At 51.2% G+C, this 19,064-nt stretch carries 21 protein-coding genes; 9 read left to right on the top strand and 12 right to left on the bottom strand.

The genetic code is table 11. The annotated features are described in order from the left end of the window. Positions 1-135: 135 nt before the first annotated feature. A complete protein-coding gene (locus AC236I_RS14220) occupies positions 136-1,020 on the bottom strand; it encodes a LysR family transcriptional regulator (RefSeq protein ID WP_065906380.1) in 885 nt (294 codons plus the stop codon). 157 nt (positions 1,021-1,177) lie between these two features. On the opposite strand from AC236I_RS14220, the gene attM reads away from it, so the two are divergent. Together attM and AC236I_RS14210 are read left to right on the top strand one after the other, a co-directional pair. Beyond that, positions 1,178-1,972: an AttM family quorum-quenching N-acyl homoserine lactonase gene (gene attM, locus AC236I_RS14215; RefSeq protein ID WP_163980129.1), complete on the top strand. Its 795-nt coding sequence runs from the start codon at positions 1,178-1,180 to the stop codon at positions 1,970-1,972. 442 nt (positions 1,973-2,414) lie between these two features. Next, a complete protein-coding gene (locus AC236I_RS14210; protein WP_065907367.1) occupies positions 2,415-2,756 on the top strand; it encodes a cupin domain-containing protein in 342 nt (113 codons plus the stop codon). Positions 2,757-3,144: 388 nt separating this feature from the next. Here AC236I_RS14210 and AC236I_RS14205 read toward each other — a convergent pair whose 3' ends face one another. The 3 genes from AC236I_RS14205 to AC236I_RS14195 all read right to left on the bottom strand — a co-directional run bounded on the left by AC236I_RS14205 (position 3,145) and on the right by AC236I_RS14195 (position 4,696). Beyond that, complete coding sequence (locus AC236I_RS14205; protein ID WP_015584532.1) at positions 3,145-3,480, bottom strand: helix-turn-helix domain-containing protein; 336 nt, start codon at positions 3,478-3,480, stop codon at positions 3,145-3,147. A 56-nt stretch (positions 3,481-3,536) separates the two neighbouring features. Then, positions 3,537-3,788, bottom strand: coding sequence for a YdgH/BhsA/McbA family protein (locus AC236I_RS14200; RefSeq protein WP_015584531.1), 252 nt, complete (start codon positions 3,786-3,788; stop codon positions 3,537-3,539). A 125-nt stretch (positions 3,789-3,913) separates the two neighbouring features. Continuing rightward, positions 3,914-4,696: an SDR family oxidoreductase gene (locus AC236I_RS14195; RefSeq protein ID WP_044023538.1), complete on the bottom strand. Its 783-nt coding sequence runs from the start codon at positions 4,694-4,696 to the stop codon at positions 3,914-3,916. Between the two features lie 148 nt (positions 4,697-4,844). Here AC236I_RS14195 and AC236I_RS14190 point away from each other — a divergent pair, with 148 nt between their 5' ends. Further along, entirely contained in the window at positions 4,845-5,738 is an 894-nt protein-coding gene (locus tag AC236I_RS14190) for a LysR family transcriptional regulator (protein ID WP_015584529.1), read from the top strand. Between the two features lie 39 nt (positions 5,739-5,777). On the opposite strand, the gene AC236I_RS14185 is transcribed toward AC236I_RS14190, so the two are convergent. The 4 genes from AC236I_RS14185 to AC236I_RS14170 form a co-directional block, all read right to left on the bottom strand. Beyond that, the gene (locus AC236I_RS14185; protein ID WP_015584528.1) at positions 5,778-6,767 is read right to left on the bottom strand and encodes an aldo/keto reductase; all 990 of its coding nucleotides are present in this window, start codon (positions 6,765-6,767) and stop codon (positions 5,778-5,780) included. 27 nt (positions 6,768-6,794) lie between these two features. Then, positions 6,795-7,646: an aldo/keto reductase gene (locus AC236I_RS14180; protein ID WP_015584527.1), complete on the bottom strand. Its 852-nt coding sequence runs from the start codon at positions 7,644-7,646 to the stop codon at positions 6,795-6,797. A 180-nt stretch (positions 7,647-7,826) separates the two neighbouring features. Then, positions 7,827-8,288, bottom strand: coding sequence for a GNAT family N-acetyltransferase (locus AC236I_RS14175; RefSeq protein ID WP_032717317.1), 462 nt, complete (start codon positions 8,286-8,288; stop codon positions 7,827-7,829). Between the two features lie 62 nt (positions 8,289-8,350). Beyond that, entirely contained in the window at positions 8,351-8,953 is a 603-nt protein-coding gene (locus AC236I_RS14170; protein ID WP_015584525.1) for a helix-turn-helix domain-containing protein, read from the bottom strand. Positions 8,954-8,996: 43 nt separating this feature from the next. On the opposite strand from AC236I_RS14170, the gene AC236I_RS14165 reads away from it, so the two are divergent. Together AC236I_RS14165 and AC236I_RS14160 are read left to right on the top strand one after the other, a co-directional pair. After that, positions 8,997-9,692 (top strand): B3/B4 domain-containing protein, encoded by a 696-nt coding sequence (locus AC236I_RS14165; protein WP_097357643.1) that lies wholly within the window; start codon positions 8,997-8,999, stop codon positions 9,690-9,692. Positions 9,693-9,712: 20 nt separating this feature from the next. Continuing rightward, positions 9,713-10,606, top strand: coding sequence for a dihydrodipicolinate synthase family protein (locus AC236I_RS14160; RefSeq protein ID WP_015584523.1), 894 nt, complete (start codon positions 9,713-9,715; stop codon positions 10,604-10,606). A 240-nt stretch (positions 10,607-10,846) separates the two neighbouring features. On the opposite strand, the gene AC236I_RS14155 is transcribed toward AC236I_RS14160, so the two are convergent. Next, on the bottom strand, positions 10,847-11,758 hold the full coding sequence (locus AC236I_RS14155; protein ID WP_015584522.1) for a LysR family transcriptional regulator: 912 nt from the start codon (positions 11,756-11,758) through the stop codon (positions 10,847-10,849). A gap of 147 nt (positions 11,759-11,905) precedes the next feature. Here AC236I_RS14155 and AC236I_RS14150 point away from each other — a divergent pair, with 147 nt between their 5' ends. Then, positions 11,906-12,655 carry an SDR family NAD(P)-dependent oxidoreductase gene (locus AC236I_RS14150; RefSeq protein ID WP_015584521.1) on the top strand — a complete coding sequence of 250 codons (750 nt, stop codon included), beginning with the start codon at positions 11,906-11,908 and terminating at the stop codon, positions 12,653-12,655. A 311-nt stretch (positions 12,656-12,966) separates the two neighbouring features. Here AC236I_RS14150 and AC236I_RS14145 read toward each other — a convergent pair whose 3' ends face one another. After that, positions 12,967-13,500, bottom strand: coding sequence for a glyoxalase superfamily protein (locus tag AC236I_RS14145; RefSeq protein WP_032717318.1), 534 nt, complete (start codon positions 13,498-13,500; stop codon positions 12,967-12,969). 410 nt (positions 13,501-13,910) lie between these two features. Beyond that, a complete protein-coding gene (locus tag AC236I_RS14140; RefSeq protein WP_099144058.1) occupies positions 13,911-14,924 on the bottom strand; it encodes a LacI family DNA-binding transcriptional regulator in 1,014 nt (337 codons plus the stop codon). A gap of 113 nt (positions 14,925-15,037) precedes the next feature. On the opposite strand from AC236I_RS14140, the gene AC236I_RS14135 reads away from it, so the two are divergent. The 3 genes from AC236I_RS14135 (at position 15,038) to AC236I_RS14125 (ending at position 17,947) form a co-directional block, all read left to right on the top strand. Next, the gene (locus AC236I_RS14135) at positions 15,038-15,868 is read left to right on the top strand and encodes an SDR family oxidoreductase (protein ID WP_015584518.1); all 831 of its coding nucleotides are present in this window, start codon (positions 15,038-15,040) and stop codon (positions 15,866-15,868) included. Between the two features lie 7 nt (positions 15,869-15,875). Beyond that, positions 15,876-17,018: a phytanoyl-CoA dioxygenase family protein gene (locus AC236I_RS14130; protein ID WP_086816759.1), complete on the top strand. Its 1,143-nt coding sequence runs from the start codon at positions 15,876-15,878 to the stop codon at positions 17,016-17,018. 392 nt (positions 17,019-17,410) lie between these two features. After that, complete coding sequence (locus tag AC236I_RS14125) at positions 17,411-17,947, top strand: dihydrofolate reductase family protein (protein ID WP_015584516.1); 537 nt, start codon at positions 17,411-17,413, stop codon at positions 17,945-17,947. A gap of 295 nt (positions 17,948-18,242) precedes the next feature. Here AC236I_RS14125 and AC236I_RS14120 read toward each other — a convergent pair whose 3' ends face one another. Next, entirely contained in the window at positions 18,243-19,037 is a 795-nt protein-coding gene (locus tag AC236I_RS14120; protein WP_064357122.1) for an AraC family transcriptional regulator, read from the bottom strand. Positions 19,038-19,064 lie beyond the last annotated feature (27 nt).

The raw sequence follows: 19,064 nt of genomic DNA, 5'->3' as shown, positions 1-19,064 counted from the left end.
AATTTGCGGCGCAATCCGCACAATATTTATCCTGATTAAGTCGAGAGTCTCTCCTGCAGGCCCGCTCCTTGCGCCAGGAGAACGGCATCTTCCCTGGCGCTGTCTGCTGCGGGCCAGGGGAGGAGGTGATTAACCTCACAACATCCCTGGCAGCGAATCTCTGAGATAACCCTCTAGCAGCGACGCACAAATTCGCGTTTCATTTGACATCATGCTTGCCGGTGGATGAAGTAACCAGGCACTAAAAGGCGGTAGCGGGTAGTGGCTTAAAAGGGGGATTAATCTCCCCTGTTCAATGGCGTTCTTGCAGACTGGATATTGCAAAACACCGATCCCATGCCCGGCTAATAAATAGGTGAAGACACTCCGCCAGTGCGTGGAACGAAATTTAACGTTAATGGGAGCATTAATGTGTTGATCTTCAGCGGTCATTAATGGAATGCGATTATTGGCGAAAATTCCCGATACCGCAGCAAAAGGATAACGGACCAGTTCTTCCGGAGATTGTGGCGAACCCATTTTCGCCAGGAGGGCAGGCGATGCCAGTAACATTCTGTGCACGATACCGAGTGGACGCGCGACAAAAAAACCTTCCGTGACCTCTCCAAGTCTCAATGACAAATCCACACCTTCAGTGACAGGATCGATGACGCGGTCGTTAAAAATCATATCGATCTGCAGATCGGGATGTTCCTTCTGAAGCTGCAATATTGCAGGCATCAGCACGCTGTCTCCAACGGAGTAAGGGGTGGCAATACGTATTTTGCCTTGCAAACCCTGATGTTCTTCGTTCACCGACAGCGCGTGATCAGCCGCCTGAAGCGCCGTTTTGCTCCGCTCATAAAACAGATTACCGCTATGCGTCAGAGACATATTACGCGTATTGCGTCTTAGCAAACGCGTACCAAGGTGCGTTTCCAGTTTTTCAATCCGTTCACTGACGGCAGGTTGCCCAATACCGAGATCGCGGGCAGCAGCCGACATGCTGCCCCGCTCAACCACCCTGACGAATATGCGCATTGCTGAGAGTATATCCATTCAACGATTATATTGGTTTTACTGATATATGTAAGTGGATACAGGATTCTACTGCTCTCCTTCGAAATAATGGAAACTTAACGCCAGAGTCAGCCCTGGACCGTGGAGTCATATAATTCATTAATTTTTATGGAGATTTATCATGTCAGATATCAAGCTTTTTATGTTCCAGTCAGGAATACAGCAATGTAAATATCAGCATATCCGTATGAATCAAGGCGCAGGAGAGCGCTATGAGATACCTGTCCCCTGGTTCTTACTGACACATCCGGATGGCTTTGCTCTGATCGACGGTGGCCTGGCTGTCGAAGGATTGAAAGACCCCCATGCTTACTGGGGCAGTGCGGTAGAGCTGTTTAAGCCGGTGATGTCAGCAGAACAGGGTTGCGTAGAACAGCTCAAAAAAATTGGCATTGCCCCTGAGGAAATCCGCTACGTGCTAGTGTCCCACTTGCACTCGGATCATACTGGCGCGATTGGGCGCTTCCCCAACGCCACTCATATAGTGCAAAAATGTGAGTATGAATATGCTTATGCCCCTGACTGGTTTACCTCTGGCGCCTATTGTAGAAAGGATTTTGACCATCCTGAACTTGACTGGTTGTTTCTAAACGGTCTGTCAGATGATCGCCATGACCTGTACGGTGATGGCACGTTACAATGTATTTTCACGCCCGGGCATTCGCCAGGACATCAATCTTTTCTTATCAGGTTACCGAGCGGTACAACCTTTATGCTCGCCATTGATGCGTGTTATACCCTCGATCATTATCATGATCGAGCGCTTCCAGGTCTGATGACGTCAGCCAGTGACGTTGCTCAGTCTGTACGAAAGTTGCGCCAACTTACCCGGCAACATAATGCGCTACTTATTCCCGGGCACGATCCTGAAGAATGGCGCAAATACAGGCTTGCGCCAGCCTGTTACGGTTGATTTGTTCCTGATGTATGCCTGTCAGTGGCATGAGCGGATCGGTAAAATACCGTCACGCGCACCGGCAAGAGCCAGTGCAGGTTAATGGCAAAAAAATAATGCGCTGAATGTCAGCGGCCATGGGGCGTACGCTGGGGGGGGAATGAAGTAAACAAGCCTGAGCGGGCGTACAGCCACGCCGCTGACTTCATTTCTTTCGTCCCCGTTGCCAACTGCATATTCAGCCGCTTCCCTTTAGTGTCAGATACGGACGTGATTACCTCATCGACTTTTTGATAACTATTGTTCTGCTCAGGGGGCTGAATCTTACATTTCAGCATTAATAGCCGCATCGGGGAGGGATTTATTCTCTTTTTCAACTTCTTTTGCCATATTTGTTATATGTCGACCGGTCACTTATATGGCATATAAGTATTAAATGAACATCAAAGGGAGTGACCTTATGCCGCTTTATGATCTCAGAACCGAAGCACATGCTATACCGGAGGCATGGCACTCTCATATTTTAGGTCGCGTTGGCGCTGCGAATCTCAAAGTCTTACGTATGGATAAGCGCTCAGCAACTGAAGAAGTACATGAGTATGACGAGGGGTTACTGGTCATTGACGGATGCCTCGAACTGAGCGTGGAGGGTAAAAAAATCTCTGTAACGTCTGGCCAGCTTTATGTAGCCAAAGCGGGCATTCCTCATACTGTGGAAACCGGTAGTTTTGGCACCCTGATTATTATAGATTTAGCAGAAATCACAGTTTCCTGCGGACTCATTGGGGAAGAGTCTGAATGACGGGTAATATCTCTTTTCCACCGATAGCCAATATTTTATCCGCGTGATGCGACGAGCCTCGCCGACTATTGCAACGATATTATGTCCACTTTGTACCATGAGCCGATAAGGTGAACATAACGGTACGTAAGATACCTAAAAGCTCATGTTTCGCGTGGATAGATGATGTGGCGACGTGGCTCAGATAGCGATCGGCTGCGGGTCTGTTTTCCTGCCGATGTACAATGGCTAAAGGCGCAGACACCGGGCGTGACAACCGTATACCATAGGTTATGAGCCTCGTTCAGAACAAGACGCTGCTGGAGTAAAAAGGCCTGCAGCTGCTGGTGCTGGAATAAATTTCTGTTTGCGTGATATTAAAAAATTTGCGTGGTTCAAGCCGTTGTTATTATTTTATTCTTTTAGCGTGTCGATACCTTAATGGTGGCAGTTTATAATTTTTAGAAAAAATGCGTGTAAAGGTCTGCTGTGAGTCAAATCCATATTTATAGGCTATGCTGATCACGGGTTCATCTGTCTCAATAAGATCTTTTGCCGCCAGACTGAGTTTCTTATCTCTGATATATTTCCCCAGGCTCACTGCTTTTACCTGTACAAAAACCCGCTGAAGATGCCACCTGGAATATCCCGCCCGTGCAGCAACATCCTCAATCCTCAGCGGTTTGTGTAAGTTTGAATCAATCCATTGGGTTATCTCATCGATGATGTCTTCTGTTCTGAACATAAATCGATGCTCATAATAAAAGGTTTATGAAACATCCTTTACAGGATGCTAATGATTCATTTATAGATTTCAGCCACTCCGTGTAGCCTGTTATTTCCGGTCGCGGACAGGATTTTGAATGACGTGGCACCTTGCTCATCGGCCTTACGAGAAAGCGCAGTCGATAACTCATCAAGCGTAAGGGCATTGCTGGCTGAGACCACACCTATTTTTTCTTTGCCATCTGCATGATTAAGTTCCTGAGCTGCAGATGCGGCATTCACAGCAATAAATCCCATGAACAATAGCGTAATAAGTCGTGCTTTCATATTCTATACCTCTTTTAAATAATAGGGTTGAAACTGGACTTCTGTCAGGAGGAAGGCCCTCCGTCTTGATAGTTAAATATACCGATCTAAGCTGTCATCAGGCTGACCGCGATATGACAAAATTGTCAGGTTTTTAGCTTAGCTGGAATACAGTTCAGCTCGTGAATAATGCACTCAGGCTCTTCACTGAGGGGCATATTGTCCATATCCAGAATCCCATCATTTTTTTGGCGATGATCCGTCCGCAGAGCTGCAAACAGAGGGGTGAGATCCTGCTGCGCTTCCCCTCGTTCTGCCACCAGCTCGAACGTTTTATTTTTTGCCGCATCGTTGCTCAGGGCGCTGACCAGAACCCGGGCGATTTGCTCTCGGGATATCACGCCATCTTCCGGCGTTCCCGTATGGCGTCGATCGCCCTGCAGCATAACGATTCTGTGCTCATCATCCTTGTTGTAATCAAACCAGCCGGGCCTGACGATGGTGTAGGGATGGCCGCTCGCCCTGACCAGACGTTCGGCTCGTCTTTTCCAGTCATGAACCTCAGTACGTTGATTCCAGGTGCTGAGCCGTTCAGTCACGCCAATCGTGGTCATTAAGCTGATGCAAACAGGGGTATCCTTGAAGATGCGCAAAATGTTACGCACACCGCCGTAATCTATCGCTCTGGCACCAATACGACCCTGGCCATCGGAACCGAGCGTGAAGATGACCGCAGCAATATCTTTCGGTAAATCGGTGAGAGTTTCGGGCATGGAAACATCGCCGTAAAAAACATCCGTTCCACGAGGAAGCCATTTTACTTTGTGCTTATTTCTGACCAGCGCCACGGGGTGATGGCCCATTTCAATAGCGGTATTCACGACATGAAGACCAATACTTCCTGTCGCTCCGGCAACGAGTATTTTCATGATAAACCTTCTGATAATTCAGATTTATTTTCGATATGGCCAGAATATCAATTATCATTATTGTCAGTAATGGGGCACAAATGATTGTGTCTATGAACACCCTTCATGAGTGCGCTGCGAAGGGAATGCCTCTATAAGGAAATCGCCAATGCTGAAAGAAAACTTCAACGAACTGCAAATCTTTCTTGTGGTCGCAAGAGAGCGGAGTTTTACCAAAGCAGCGGGCAAACTGGGTGTTTCTCAGTCCGCACTCAGTCATGCGATGAAAGCGCTGGAGGAAAGGCTAAATATCCGCCTTCTGACTCGTACGACCCGAAGCGTTGCCCCTACGGAAGCCGGTGAGCGAATTATTGCCTGTCTTGAACCCCGTATTGCCGATCTTGAGCAGGAGCTGGAAGCGCTTGTGCAACTGAACGGCACCGCCTCCGGTAATATCCGTTTATCCGCCGGGGAGCATGCCGCGCGAAGTCTGGTATGGCCGAAGTTAAAACCTTTCCTCAGGGAATATCCGGAAATTAATCTTGAGCTGGTGGTCGATAACGGCTTTGTCGATATTGTTGAGGGGCGTTTTGATGCCGGGATCCGCCTGGGCGAAAGCGTGGATAAAGACATGATCGCCGTAAAGATTGGGCCGGATATGCGCATGGCTGTGGTGGGTGCACCGTCCTATTTTGCCGCTAACCCCGTGCCTGACACGCCTCACGAGCTACAAAATCATCGCTGCATCAATATGCGCCTGCCGACGGCCGGCGGGCTTTACCACTGGGAGTTTGAGAGGGAAGGGAAACCGTTACGGGTCAGAGTGGAAGGGCAGGTAACGTTTAATCTGCAGGCGGAAAGGATTGATGCGGCGTTATCCGGTTTTGGCCTCGCCTGTATACCTGAAGACAGAGTGCAGGAATATATAAAGTCAGGAGAGCTGATTCAGGTTCTGCAGGAGTGGTGTCCGTCTTTCCCCGGATATTATCTTTACTACCCCAGTCGTAAGCAGCATCCGCCCGCTTTTGCGCTGATGATCGATGCCCTTCGCTACGCGGAATAACGGGTCCGCCATTCGCCGGGGGACCCGTCCGGGTATTGATTAACGGCCTACGCGAGCCTGGTGCTCAGGAGAGTAACGCTCGCCGACGATTTTAATCGTTTCCAGCGCCTGGGTTATCTGCCGCAAGTCATCCGGTGAAAGAACGATGTTGGCAGCGCCGAGGTTTTCCTCCAGCCGGTGTAGTTTGGTGGTGCCCGGGATGGGAACAATCCACGGTTTTTGTGCCAGCAGCCATGCCAGTGCGATTTGCGCAGATGTGACGCCTTTGCCGGCCGCCAGTTCACCCAACAACGAAACCAGCTTTTCATTGGCTTCAATGGCTTGTTCGGCGAAGCGCGGCACGGTACTGCGGTAATCATCCTTACCGAAAGTGGTTCCTGGCTTAATCGATCCCGTCAGGAAGCCTTTGCCTAATGGGCTAAAGGGCACAAAACCAATACCCAGTTCCTCCAGCAACGGCAGGATCTCCTGCTCAGGTTCGCGCCACCACATGGAGTACTCACTTTGCAGGGCCGTGACCGGTTGTACCGCATGCGCACGACGGATAGTTTGCGCGCCCGCTTCGGACAAACCGAAATGTTTGACTTTGCCTTCCGCTATCAGGTCTTTCACCGTTCCCGCAACATCTTCAATGGGGACATCCGGGTCGACACGGTGTTGATACAGCAGATCAATGACATCCGTCTTAAGACGGCGTAATGATCCTTCAACCGCTTCACGGATATGCGCCGGGCGGCTGTTTAAAATCTGCTGCTTGTTGTCCGCACCGAAGGTAAAACCAAATTTGGTGGCGATGACCACACGATCACGAAACGGTTTTAAGGCTTCACCGACAACCTCTTCATTAAGATATGGGCCATACACTTCGGCGGTATCAAAGAACGTGACGCCACGTTCAACCGCTGCGCGAATGAGCTCGATAGCCTGACGGGTATCGGTCGCCGGGCCGTAGCCGTGGCTTAAGCCCATGCAACCGAGTCCAGGGGCGGAGACTTCGAGTCCGGATTGACCCAGATAACGTTTTTGCATTGAATGAATACCTCTGCTTATTGCGCCTTAAACATCAAGTTTGCGACCGGTCAGCCATTCCACCATCGCCGGATCGCGGTGAGAGAAGAAGGCGCTGGTGGCGGTGTCGAGGGCGGCAATCTGCAGCATATCTTCACCACTGAGTTCAAAATCGAGAATGTTGATGTTCTCTTCCATGCGCTCTTTTCGCACCGATTTGGCCAGTGAAACGATGCCTCGCTGGAAGATCCACCGCAGTACAACCTGGCCCACGCTTTTGCCGTACTTCTGACCAATCGCCGTTAACACCGGATGCTGGAACAGGCCATTTTTACCTTCTGCAAACGGTGCCCAGGCTTCCGGCTGAATGCCACGGCTTTGATTCCATGGAACGGCCTGCAGCTGCTGGTTGAAGGGGTTAACTTCAATCTGGTTTACCGCCGGGACAACGTGGTTGAAGGCGATAAGGTCGGCCAGTCGGTCAGGATGGAAGTTGCTGACGCCAATGGCGCGAATTTTGCCGGCCTGTTGCAATTCCTCCATGGCCCGCCAGGCCCCATGGACATCACCGTAAGGCTGATGAATCAGGTACAGGTCAACGTAGTCAAGTTGCAGCCGATTCAGGGAACGTTCGAACTGTGCTTTAGCGCCTTCGTAGTGGGTATCCTGCAGCCACAGTTTGGTTGTGACAAAGAGTTCGTGACGTGCGATACCGGTCTGTTTCAGCGCATTCCCGACCTGGGTTTCATTCTGGTAAGACGCGGCGGTATCGATCAGGCGGTATCCCGTATCGATGGCATCAATAACGGCTCTTTCGCATTCAGCGGCATCAGACATCTGAAACACACCAAAGCCCAGCAGGGGCATTTCAATACCGTTGTTCAGTTTTACAGTTTGCATGACGTTATCCTTCAGCTGTTGTGTGGGAAAAGCATAACGCAAACGGATTTATTCGATTAGATGGGGTAATTCGCTAGGGTTTATTAGATTTGTTCATTAATTTTGAGAGGATTTGCCAATCGGTTTTCTACTGAAAGTGGCGCTCGTAATGTTCGTTCAGCTATTGCCGGCTACGTATTCTTATTGTTGCCCGTGTTTACGATAAATGTCTGGTCGATTGATCTGCCAGACAAAATCTTGCCGGTTCAACGGGTTATACCCCAACTTCTGGTATAGCCAGGGCGCACTGTCGGTTACCAGCATTATCCGTCGCAGACGTGACAGCACCGGATGGGCGTGACAGCATTCAATCAGCCACCGGCCAAGACCACTTTTCTGATAATCGTTCAGCACGTAGACGTCGCACAGATAACCAAAAGTGGCATAGTCTGTGACCAGACGGGCGAAGCCGATTTGTCTTGTTCCATCCAGAAGCGCAAAACAAAGGCTGTTCTGGACGGATAACCTGACCGTTTCGACATCAATACCCGGAGCCCAGGACGATTGCGAGAGGTAATCGTGAACGGCTTCCAGCTGAAAAAAAGCGGGATCGGTTGTGACAGTAAAATTATCTTTGGTAAAACTCAGATGCTGATTATTCACTGAACGTTTCCTTCTGGACTGACTGGTGATGAGACAAGCCTTACTGGTTAAACGGGAAACACTCAGGATGCTTTTTCATGTACTGTCATGATGAAAATCAATGGGCTCTCCCCCCGGTTTTCATAGAAATGAGGAACGTCCGTTCTGGCCGTTGCCGAACACCCGGTCTTCACCAGATACAGGTGGTCCTGTACGCCAAGTGTCAGCGAGCCCGTCTGAACATAAAACAATTCAAGCGTCCCTTCCGTGTGCCCGGGTGAAGCAAACTTCTCCCCCGGCTGCATTTCCCACATCCAGAGCTCTGTCATATCAGGGCCACCAGATCCTGCGAGCAACCTTGCTCTCCCGCCTTTTTCACCTTCCCACAATTCTGGGATCTCATCTTCAGCAATGAGATGAACCGTTGGTTTTGAACTGACATCCACAAAGTCAGCCACCGAAACTCCCATTGCGGCAGCCAGGCGGCATAGCAGGGCAATGCTGGGATTCGCCCGGCACCCCTCAATCTCAACCAGCGCCCCCTTGCTGACGCCCGCCCGACGGGACAGTTCATCGAGTGATATTTTCTTTTGCTTACGATACAGCTTAATCCGCTGAGATACGGCTTCATTCACGGTGCTGACTATAGAATTTGCGTCGGTCATTAAATTGACTTTTTTGGTCATCGGTCATTATTATGGAATAAATTGGTCGTTACAGGATTATCACGTGTTTACAGTATCTCCGTCAATTGCCCCTGAAATTTATCGTATTGCTCCCGGTTTTCGGGCACTCAGTATCTACGTAAAAGCTGCCCCGGTGCTGAACCCTGATACTGGAGAAACGGCGTTGCGAGAAGCAAGTGAAGCGGTTCTGGCCGGTGAGCCTGAATGGGCGGAATCTCATCTGGCCGCATGGGCTGAGGTTTTTCAACAGTTTGGCGCCAAACCCAAACGCACCCCTTGTTCAGCCGATGCATTACGTAAGCGCGTATTACGTGACGGTACGATGCCAGCACTCGATCCCATCGTTGATCTTTATAACGCCGTGAGTCTCCGCTACGCCATTCCGGTTGGTGGCGAAAACATTGCTGCCTATCAGGGGTCGCCACGTCTGGTTATGGCAGAAGGCACTGAGCCTTTTGATACGGTAAAAGAGGGGGAAACCGCCGTTGAATATCCTTCACAAAACGAAATTATCTGGCGCGATGACGCAGGCGTAACCTGTCGCCGCTGGAACTGGCGACAGGGGAGCCGAACCCGCTTAAGCGCGGAAGCTCAACAAATGTGGTTTATTCTGGAAAGTCTGCCGCAGATGCCGCTGGAAAAGCTTCACGACGCCGGAAAAATGCTGACTGATGGTCTTGAAAAAATGATGCCAGGTCTGTGGTTTGATGTGGCTCTCATCGAAGAGCAACGCCAGTAATATCATTCAGGAGAAACACTATGTTTACCGGTTTGTCTGCGTTCCCAATAACACCAATCACCGCCAGCGGCGTGGACGAAAAGGGTTTCAGTCATATTCTTTCCCGCCTTACAGAAGCTCGGGTTGATTCTATGGGTATCCTCGGGTCAACCGGTAGCTACGCGTATCTGACCCGAGAGCAACGCCGGCGCATCGCGACTCTGGCAAAACAGCATGCCGGAGAGATCCCCGTCATGGTATGTGTGGGTGCTGTCAGCACGGATGCCATCCTGCATCTGTCAGACGATGCGCAAGCCGCAGGCGCAGATGCCTTGCTGCTACCGGCGGTTAGCTACCAGTCGCTCCGTGACGAAGAAGTCTTCGCACTCTTTGAGACCGTTACCCGGCACGTGTCTGTACCGGTGTGCATCTATGATAATCCAGGCACCACGCATTTTACCTTTACGGATGAACTGCATGGCCTTCTCTCCTCGCTGGAGGGTATCCATTCGGTTAAGATCCCTGGCGTCCCGGATAACCCGGCTGCAGCGGCTGAGCGGGTGGATGCGTTACGTCAACATCTGCGTCCTGGTGTAACAATCGGTATTAGTGGAGATGCTTATGCCGGGCTGGGATTAAACGCCGGCTGTGAAGTCTGGTACTCCGTGTGCGGCGGTTTGTTCCCGGTGACGGCGAAACAAATCACGGAAGCCGCGGCGGCGAACGATCGTGAGCGCGTCACGACCTTGACAACCCGCCTTGAGCCTCTGTGGGCTCTTTTCCGTAAACATAGAGGAAGTCTCCGGGTTATTGCTGCAGCCGCAGGCGTGCTTGGGCTGACGGATACGGATTGTTTGCCTCGACCACTTCAGCCGCTGTCGGTGGGTGATATTGCTGATATTGCCGGGGTGATAAGAGCGCTGGAACTGAAATAATCCCGCCATTGGACCGGAAGTCTGCTGGTCCTTTAGAAAACCAAACGTGCAAGACTTTTCATGACAACCCTCAGAAAGAGGTATTGCTTAACCCGATCGCGCGGCGAATTTTACGACAGAATGACAAAGGTCCGTTGTTCGTTCATAGCGGATGACCGCCGAGGGCGGGCATTAGAGAAGGGCACAATAGAAGAGCAATTGGTGTATCTTTTGCACCCATCTGGATCGTCAGAGGTATGTTTATCGGTAATCGCGCAGTGCCGCTGGGAATACCTCGGTTAGCCAGTCAATAAACACTCGTAACCGGTGCGTCATGTGCCTGTTCTGCGGATAGACGACATAAAAAGGATAACTCGCGGGACGCCATGCCTGTAGGATCTCAACAAGTGTGCCGTTGTTCAGTTCATCTTTCGCCGCATAACAAAAGGTCTGGATAATTCCCATTCCGGCCACGGCGGCAGCCAAATGCGCATTACTTTCGTTAACCCCGATGTGATGCTGCGTCTTCATCTCCCGCATTTCACCTTCTACGATAAAGCGAAAAGGAAAGGCTCTGCCCGTCAGCGGAGACAAATAGCTCACCAGCTTATGTCCATTTCTTAATTCATCCGGATACGCAGGTACGCCAGCGGCTTTCAGGTATCCCGGCGTAGCGCAGGTCACCATCGGGGCATCACCAATATGACGGGCGATCAACGATGAGTCATCGAGAGAGCCACCACGGATTACACAGTCCACATTTCCGCTAATAAGATCCACCGGCCTATCGGACACGCCTAAATCGATTTTGATTTCCGGATAGCGCTGCAAAAAATCCGGTAACGCCGGGATCAGGACTTCACGTGCGGTAGAGCCGCCGACATCAATACGCAGATACCCTTTAGGTCTGCTCTGCGAGGCGCTAAACGAAGTGTCTATCTCCTCAATATCAATTAGCACCCGAGAGGCTTTTTCATAATAGTCCTGACCCTCTGGCGTTGTGACGACGCGCCGGGTTGTGCGATGTAAAAGACGCACGCCGAGATGGGCCTCCAGTGATTTAACCAGTTTACTTAATGTGGCATTTGGCAGATTCAGTGAATCCGCTGCCCGCGTAAAATTGCCGGTTTCCACTACCCGTGTAAACGCACGCATAGCCATTAACTGATCCACGTTCTGTTTCTCCGTGTGACATCTGATTATGCACCTGTAGAAAGAGTGTTTTCTATTTTTACTAATTTATCAATAATTTCTCTGCGGCTAGAGTGTGTTCACAGGCTGAATGACTGCCAATTCGAAACAACGTCGAGGATATGAATAATGAGTAAACCACTTTCAGACAAAATTGCCCTGGTCACGGGCGGCAGCACAGGAATCGGTCTTGCCAGTGCGCAGGAACTGGCTGCGCAGGGGGCAAAAGTCTACATCACCGGACGTCGTCAGCAGGAACTGGATGCGGCCATCGCGTTGATCGGCACGTCTGCTAAGGGGATTCGGGCCGATGTCTCCCGTCTTGACGATCTGGATAAGGTTTACGCGCAGATTGCAGAAGAGTCGGGGCGTCTGGACATTTTGTTTGCTAACGCCGGTGGCGGAGATATGCTGGCGCTGGGTGCCATAACCGAAGAACATTTTGACCGGATTTTCGGGACTAATGTTCGCGGAGTATTATTCACCGTCCAGAAAGCACTGCCACTGCTTGGTGCCGGTTCATCCATTATCCTCACCGCTTCCACCGTTTCGGTAAAAGGGACGGCTAACTTTAGCGTGTATAGTGCCAGTAAAGCCGCAGTGAGAAACTTTGCTCGCTCATGGGCGCTGGACTTGCAGGGGCGTGGTATTCGGGTGAATGTCGTGAGTCCGGGTCCGGTCAAAACCCCTGGATTAGGGGGGCTGGTTGCCGAGGAAGAGCGTCAGGGCCTGTTTGATGCACTGGCAGCGCAGGTTCCGTTGGGCCGGATTGGTGAGCCAGCGGAAGTCGGCAAAGCCGTTGCGTTTCTGGCGTCTGATGCCGCCAGTTTTATCAATGCCATAGAGCTGTTTGTTGACGGCGGTATGGCGCAGATTTAAAGCTGATATCACACCGTCAAATCCCCCGAGGTGACGGGTTTTCAATGGACGGCTGGCGTCAGTCCACGGTTTTAACTTCACAGTGTGACACGCACAATACGGCTCCAGCCATCCCTGATGGGTTTTATCATCTCGCAAAACATAGCGACCGTTTGCCAGTCACTTCACCATCGTCAACAAAATTTGCGCATAACTCCCTTCTAATGACGAGTTTCGGTCAGAACGGCTGCTGTGTGCCAGAAGCGGACATTGCGTGCGTATGAAAAAGGGGTATTGCCTATGGCAATACCCTCCGTATCGGGAAAAATAAATCAGCTTTGACAGAACCGGAGCCGGTTTCCAAATGGGTCGTAGACTTCCAGAATATCTCCCCAGTCCTGCTTCACGATTTCCGGGCGACCATAGCCATATTGTTTTGCGTGTAGTTGGTCTCTAAACAACTCGATATTCTGCACAGGTATAAATATCGTTGCCCCCGGGCTGGCGTCACCGTGATGTTCAGAGAGGTGCAACTGCAAACCATCTCGAGCAATGCCCAGATACAAAGGTAAGTTGGGCTCGAACCGGTGTTCAAATTCAACGCTGAATGACAGAAACTCGAGATAGAACTCTCGCGCTTTTCGCTCATCGAACATTCGTAAGATAGGTATAGTCTTGATGAAATGAATTTGAGGCTGAGGAACAACTGGTGGGAGCAACGCAGCCGATGCTGTGTTCCAGTCCTTGTAGCCCAGCTGTTGTGAAACAGTTTCGAGTGCGGCGGAATAAGAAATTTTATGACCGCGCATTTCGAGAGAGCTTTTTAACTTCGCAGCCATTTGCTTGGCTTGCTCGATTGATAACATAATTTCTCCTGTCGTCAGGAAACCATGGTGCCCGCATTACCAAATCCCGACCGTCAAGAGTGGTTAAATCATTGAGGTTGAGGACAAACATGCTTTCACCATTTCCATACAGGAAGCGAGCGGCAGGCAGCACGGGCCTAAAATGAGAATATACAGGTCCGGCAAATCGCACAAGTGTTCAGGTTTGAATAGGTACCCCCTCAGCGAACTCGATTTTGCAGCTACCAGGCGTCAAACACAATTAGCCCAGCGTCTGATTTTCGCTCAAAGCAGACTTTCACAGCTGTCATGCACGTTGTCACTCGTACACATTTAAGCGCTCTCGAAATCTCATCGGCACTGGGGGACGTTAAAACGGTCTGGCATGATCGACTAAATACAATCTATTTCTTTATAAACAACAAGTTAATTCAAATATTGTAAGGTGTGACCACAATGACACGCGAGGGCGCTATTTCATTCTCTGTTTCCGGCAAAAAACCATGGAATCGCAGGATGGCGCTAAATGCTGACCGTGCGTCTTCACACAGGTCATGATCAATCACCGCATCCATTTTTTCAGCAGCCAGCAGACTGCGGTTTTCCTCATCCAGATCGTGGCCAATAAAGACTTTTATCTCTCGTTGCATCGCTGCAAAAGCCCGTAGAATAGCGCTGTTTCCCCCACCTACGCTGTAAACAGACTGGATTGAAGGGTCCTGTTCCAGCGCTTTACGCATCTGCGTAAAAGTCAGCGTATCGATACCATATCCTTCACTGACGGCGATGGTCTTCAGATACGGTGCCCGATCGGTTAGCGCCTGGATAAAGCCTGCCATGCGCTGTTCTTCTCCGCGAAAATCCTTACTACTGAGCACGACTGCGACCGTTTGCGCTTCTTTCAAAAGCCATCGCGACAGGAGCCATGCTGCTGTTCGCCCTGCTCCGGCATTATCCATTCCCACGTAACGGATACGTCTGCTGTGCGGCAGGTCAGTGACCAGCGTGACCACCGGAACATTAAGCTCCGCCAGTTCCGCAATAGCGCTTTCAAGCAACGGATGATCGCTGGCTTTAAGCAACACGCCGTAGCTGTCATTGCCGCAGCGGCGCAGTTCACGTTGCAACTCCTCAGGCGTGACTTCTTCAAAAATGTGGCAGCGTAGCGTCAGGCGAAACGGTGAAAAGGTTTTAATTTGGCTGAGCAGCGCCGCGACCGTCAGTGAACTGAAGCGTTCCGGCGTGTGCATCACCAGGTCGATCGGCAACGTGCGGCCGCTTGCAAGGCTGGTGCGCTGTTGTAATTCCAGATCGCTGATTGCCTGCGCAATGCGTCGGGCTGTACGGGGACTCACACTGCCACGCTGGTGCAACGCCCTGTCGACCGTAGCTTTACTCACGCCAGACTGGGCTGCGATTTGTTTGATGGAAAATGACCTTGCCATAAATTGAGGTCTTTCTGAGGTTATGTGTACATATTGTTAATCGAATGTAGCTGCTAAGGTCAGGGTAAGCAAGCGAACAAACCCGATCTCTCCTCAATAAGAAAGGACAACAAATGGACATGATTAATGGCAGTGGTTTTAACAACAAAGTGTTCGTCGTTACCGGCGGAACCCAGGGACTCGGCGCAGCGGTTACCCGTCTGCTGGTAGAGCGTGGGGCGCGAGGCATCGTTATTTGCGGACGTAACGTGAAAGCCGGACGTGAACAAGCAGAAACCCTTAGCCATGGCGGATGTGAAGTGATATTCGTCGAGGCGGATATCAGTTCGCCTGAAGCCTGCAAAAAAGTGGTGGGCGCCGCAGAATCGGCGTTTGGCACGCTGCATGGACTGGTGAACTGTGCAGGCATGTCGGACCGTGGCACCATCCTTGATACCTCTCCGGAATTATTTGACGCCATCATGGCGGTCAACACTCGCGCGCCTTTTTTTCTGATGCAGGCGGCGATCAAACTGATGATTGCCAGGGGCGTAGAAGGCAGCATTGTTAATATCATTACCATGACTTCCCACGGCGGCCAGAGCTTCCTGACCGCCTACGCCGCATCGAAAGGCGCCCTGGTCACGCTGACCAAAAACGTGGCCTTCAGCGTTATGCGCAACCGGATAAGAGTAAACGGCCTGAACATTGGCTGGATGGACACGCCGCATGAACACGACATCCAGCGGCAATATCATGATGCTGAAGAAAACTGGCTTGCCAGTGCTGAGCAGGCCCAGCCTTTTGGCCGATTGCTGAAGCCAGACGAGGTCGCGCGTGGCGTAGCATTTCTCCTTTCAGAGGAGTCGGGAATGATGACAGGCGCGGTGATCGATTTCGATCAAAGCGTGGTCGGTTGCGGTGACAACGGCGGTTTTCAGCCACCACATGCCCTGACGCTGTGAGGTAAAAATGAATACGCCCTATATAAATGACAGCCATATTTCTCTCGATAAGTTCGCCACGCTATGCGCGCAAACCTTGCGTAAGGGCGATTTCCCGCTGGCGCGTTCCGCCGATAAAAACGTACCGATCTATCATCATGATGATCTGCTTGCAGCAGCCAGAGCCGATCGTCAAACCATGCTGGGCGAACTGCATCACGCACTGTCTGGCGGACCAGGCGTGTTCGTGGTTCAGGGCTTGTACCGCGATCTCTCAGCCATAGACAGCAGCAATAAGGTGTTTGACAATATCCTCGTCAGTGAAGCGACAAACGGTGGCGGTGGCGATCACTTTGCCAAAGCCGGTAGCAATGGACGTATCTGGAACGCGCTACAAAAAGTCGCTGAGCGTGATGCCGATGCCTTCGTCGACTACTACAGCAATCCTTTACTGGCCCTGATTTGCGAAGCCTGGGTTGGCCCCGGCTATGAAATCACGGCCCAGGTGAATCAGGTCCGCCCTGGCGGTAAAGCGCAACAGCCGCATCGGGATTACCATCTCGGATTCCAGCTTAATGAGGTGGTTGCCCGCTTCCCGCTGCCTCTGCAGATTCTGTCGCAATACCTGACGCTTCAGGGTGCGGTCGCGCACAGCGATATGCCGGTAGAGTCAGGACCGACGCAGCTTTTACCGTGGTCGCAACAATATGCTGAAGGATACCTGGCATGGCGCGATCCGCGTTTTATTGAATTTTTCCAGCAGCATGCCATTCAGTTGCCACTGAAAAAAGGCGACGGGTTGTTCTTCAATCCGGCGCTGTTCCATGCCGCGGGGAATAACGTGACGCAGGACCATGTGCGTACGGCTAATTTGCTGCAGGTCTCATCCGCATTTGGCAAAACAATGGAAAAAGTGAATCACGTCAAAGTCATGGAAGCAATCTATCCCGTTTTGCTGGATAAACCATTAAACGATGAGCAGTTACAGGCAGTTGTGGCAGCAAGCGCTGAAGGCTATTCCTTCCCGACCAATCTTGATACCGATCCGCCGCTGGGTGGCCTGGTGCCAAAAACACAGCAGCAGTTGTTGCTTGAAGCGTTACAACAAGGTTGTACGGCTGAAGAGTTTATTCGGCAACTGGCAAATCACGAGAGCAAGAGAAAAGCTTAGCAGCGCATATGTGGCAGGCATGGTGTAATTTGCTCACGTGTGGATTGCGCCATGCCAAGGTTTCCCTGGATTATCAAATGCTGTGGGCTGGTTTGCCGTGTAGCCAGTCAGACGAATACGTTCTTACTTTTGCTCCTCGTTCAAAAAAGTCCTGGGCAGCGGTCAGTTAAGTGCCAGCAGCGGCCGTTGATAACATTGTGATATGTTACTTAATTGGGAGCAGGTTATTGATTTTCATTCCATCCTGGATTCAACACCACGCGATTTTTTTGTCTTAATCCACAAAGGGGATATTGCTGCTCTCATGCTATGTTTTTCCACAGAACACATATCAATATCGTTAACATCGCTAAACTCAATGGGATATATGCAACCTGAATACGGAGCACTTGATGGTCACCACACATGTTTTTATCGCTGTCAGTCTTGATGGTTATATCGCCCGACAGGATGGCGATATCGACTGGCTGGTGCAGCGCGATGACCCTACAGAAGATCATGGCTATGCAGCATTCATTGCGGACAAAGATTGGATCGTTATGGGGCGAGGCAGCTATGAAAAGGCGCTGACCTTTGACGAATGGCCTTATGATCGACCCGTGCTGGTTCTCTCGCGACAGCTAACCGGTACCTCCGTGCCCGAGGCGTTGAAGGCCAAAGTACAGTTCTCATGCCGTACGCCAAGGGAGGTGCTTGCTGACCTGACGGAGCAGAACGCACATCGCGTCTATATAGATGGCGGGCAGGTAATACAGTCGTTCCTGCGCGAAGGTCTGGTCGCCGATATCGTTATCACGACCGTTCCTGTCCTGCTCGGTTCGGGAAAACCGTTGTTCGGATCCCTGAGTAGGGATATAGATTTGACTCTGTTATCAAGCCGCAGCTTCCCATCGGGTCTGGTACAGTCGCACTATCGGCTGACGTCATAAGCTACATCTAAACAGAGAGGCGACCTATGCTAAAACAAGAGTACCGCGCTGCTGCCAGCGGTACTCTTGCTTCAGTTCACTGAAAAAGTAGCGCATCAGAAAACTGATCCACACAACCCGGGCCTTCAAACAGTTCTCGTCCTGAGGATTGGATTTGTCTACTGTCGTGGGAACAGTTTAGGCAAAGGTGTCAGCTTCTGCTCTTCGCTCAAAGCAGTCCCTGGCCGTTGCCGTGACTGCGTTATCCCCGATGCGGACATTTAGCACCTTACTTCGTATCCACTCTGTGTGTCATTCAGGCATCTGTCGTTCTTCGACCGGCAAAATAGTGCGCGGGAGTGCTACCCATCGTTTTTCGGAACATGGTAATAAACGCGTTTACCGACTCATACCCCAGATTAGCCGCGACGTTTTGCACCGATACTCCACTTGCCAGCTCCCGAAGGGCAATAATCAAATGCAGTTGCTGACGCCAGCGCCCGAAGGTCAGCCCGGTTTCGCGCAGCATCAGGCGTGCTAATGAACGCTCGCTGAGCGCCAGCCGTTTCGCCCAGGCTTTAAAGGTACTGCGATCCTCAGGGTGGCTGACCAGCGCATCCGCCATGGCGCGGATCTTCGGGTGTGCCGAAACCGGCAGACTCAGTTTCTGCTGCGGCATGGCGGCCAGTTCATCGAGCGTCACTCTGGTCAGCCTGCCGACATGGCTCTGCGCTACGTAATCAACGTCCTCATTCGTTAAGCGGTCAACTAACGCTTTTATCAGCGGAGAAATCGCCAGCGTGCAGCATTTCTCCGGCAGTGCGGCGGCGCCGGGTTCAATAAATAAATAGTTGAGATGCGCATTCCAGGTGGCTTTGGCGCTATGGGGGATCCCACCGGGGATCCACACCGCGCAATCTGGCGGCACTATCCAGATATCGTTTTCCGCGCGACAAATCACTGCCCCATACAGGGCAATAATCAGTTGCCCCTTGCGGTGGGTATGAACCGGCACTTCTGCCGCATAATCAACGAAATCAATATGCCGTGCGACGGCAGGGCTCGGCGTGCTATCGGGATCAAACAGGGTATGGGCAAGTCTGGACGGCATCTTATTGGCAATATTTAGGTATTTTTT

The organism is Klebsiella sp. Sb-30, from assembly GCF_057652795.1.
The sequence above is the reverse complement of the archived record's forward strand: the minus strand, read 5'-3'. Positions and strand labels throughout refer to the sequence as shown.

Coding starts and splice junctions, on each gene's coding strand:
- AC236I_RS14160 (WP_015584523.1), top strand. CDS start 9,713: ATGTTTACCGGTTTGTCTGCGTTCCCAATAACACCAATCACCGCCAGC.
- AC236I_RS14170 (WP_015584525.1), bottom strand. CDS start 8,953: ATGACCAAAAAAGTCAATTTAATGACCGACGCAAATTCTATAGTCAGC.
- AC236I_RS14210 (WP_065907367.1), top strand. CDS start 2,415: ATGCCGCTTTATGATCTCAGAACCGAAGCACATGCTATACCGGAGGCA.
- AC236I_RS14185 (WP_015584528.1), bottom strand. CDS start 6,767: ATGCAAAAACGTTATCTGGGTCAATCCGGACTCGAAGTCTCCGCCCCT.
- AC236I_RS14125 (WP_015584516.1), top strand. CDS start 17,411: ATGGTCACCACACATGTTTTTATCGCTGTCAGTCTTGATGGTTATATC.
- AC236I_RS14140 (WP_099144058.1), bottom strand. CDS start 14,924: ATGGCAAGGTCATTTTCCATCAAACAAATCGCAGCCCAGTCTGGCGTG.
- AC236I_RS14120 (WP_064357122.1), bottom strand. CDS start 19,037: ATGCCGTCCAGACTTGCCCATACCCTGTTTGATCCCGATAGCACGCCG.
- AC236I_RS14180 (WP_015584527.1), bottom strand. CDS start 7,646: ATGCAAACTGTAAAACTGAACAACGGTATTGAAATGCCCCTGCTGGGC.
- AC236I_RS14195 (WP_044023538.1), bottom strand. CDS start 4,696: ATGAAAATACTCGTTGCCGGAGCGACAGGAAGTATTGGTCTTCATGTC.
- AC236I_RS14135 (WP_015584518.1), top strand. CDS start 15,038: ATGGACATGATTAATGGCAGTGGTTTTAACAACAAAGTGTTCGTCGTT.
- AC236I_RS14130 (WP_086816759.1), top strand. CDS start 15,876: ATGAATACGCCCTATATAAATGACAGCCATATTTCTCTCGATAAGTTC.
- AC236I_RS14200 (WP_015584531.1), bottom strand. CDS start 3,788: ATGAAAGCACGACTTATTACGCTATTGTTCATGGGATTTATTGCTGTG.
- AC236I_RS14150 (WP_015584521.1), top strand. CDS start 11,906: ATGAGTAAACCACTTTCAGACAAAATTGCCCTGGTCACGGGCGGCAGC.
- AC236I_RS14190 (WP_015584529.1), top strand. CDS start 4,845: ATGCTGAAAGAAAACTTCAACGAACTGCAAATCTTTCTTGTGGTCGCA.
- AC236I_RS14145 (WP_032717318.1), bottom strand. CDS start 13,500: ATGTTATCAATCGAGCAAGCCAAGCAAATGGCTGCGAAGTTAAAAAGC.
- AC236I_RS14220 (WP_065906380.1), bottom strand. CDS start 1,020: ATGCGCATATTCGTCAGGGTGGTTGAGCGGGGCAGCATGTCGGCTGCT.
- AC236I_RS14205 (WP_015584532.1), bottom strand. CDS start 3,480: ATGTTCAGAACAGAAGACATCATCGATGAGATAACCCAATGGATTGAT.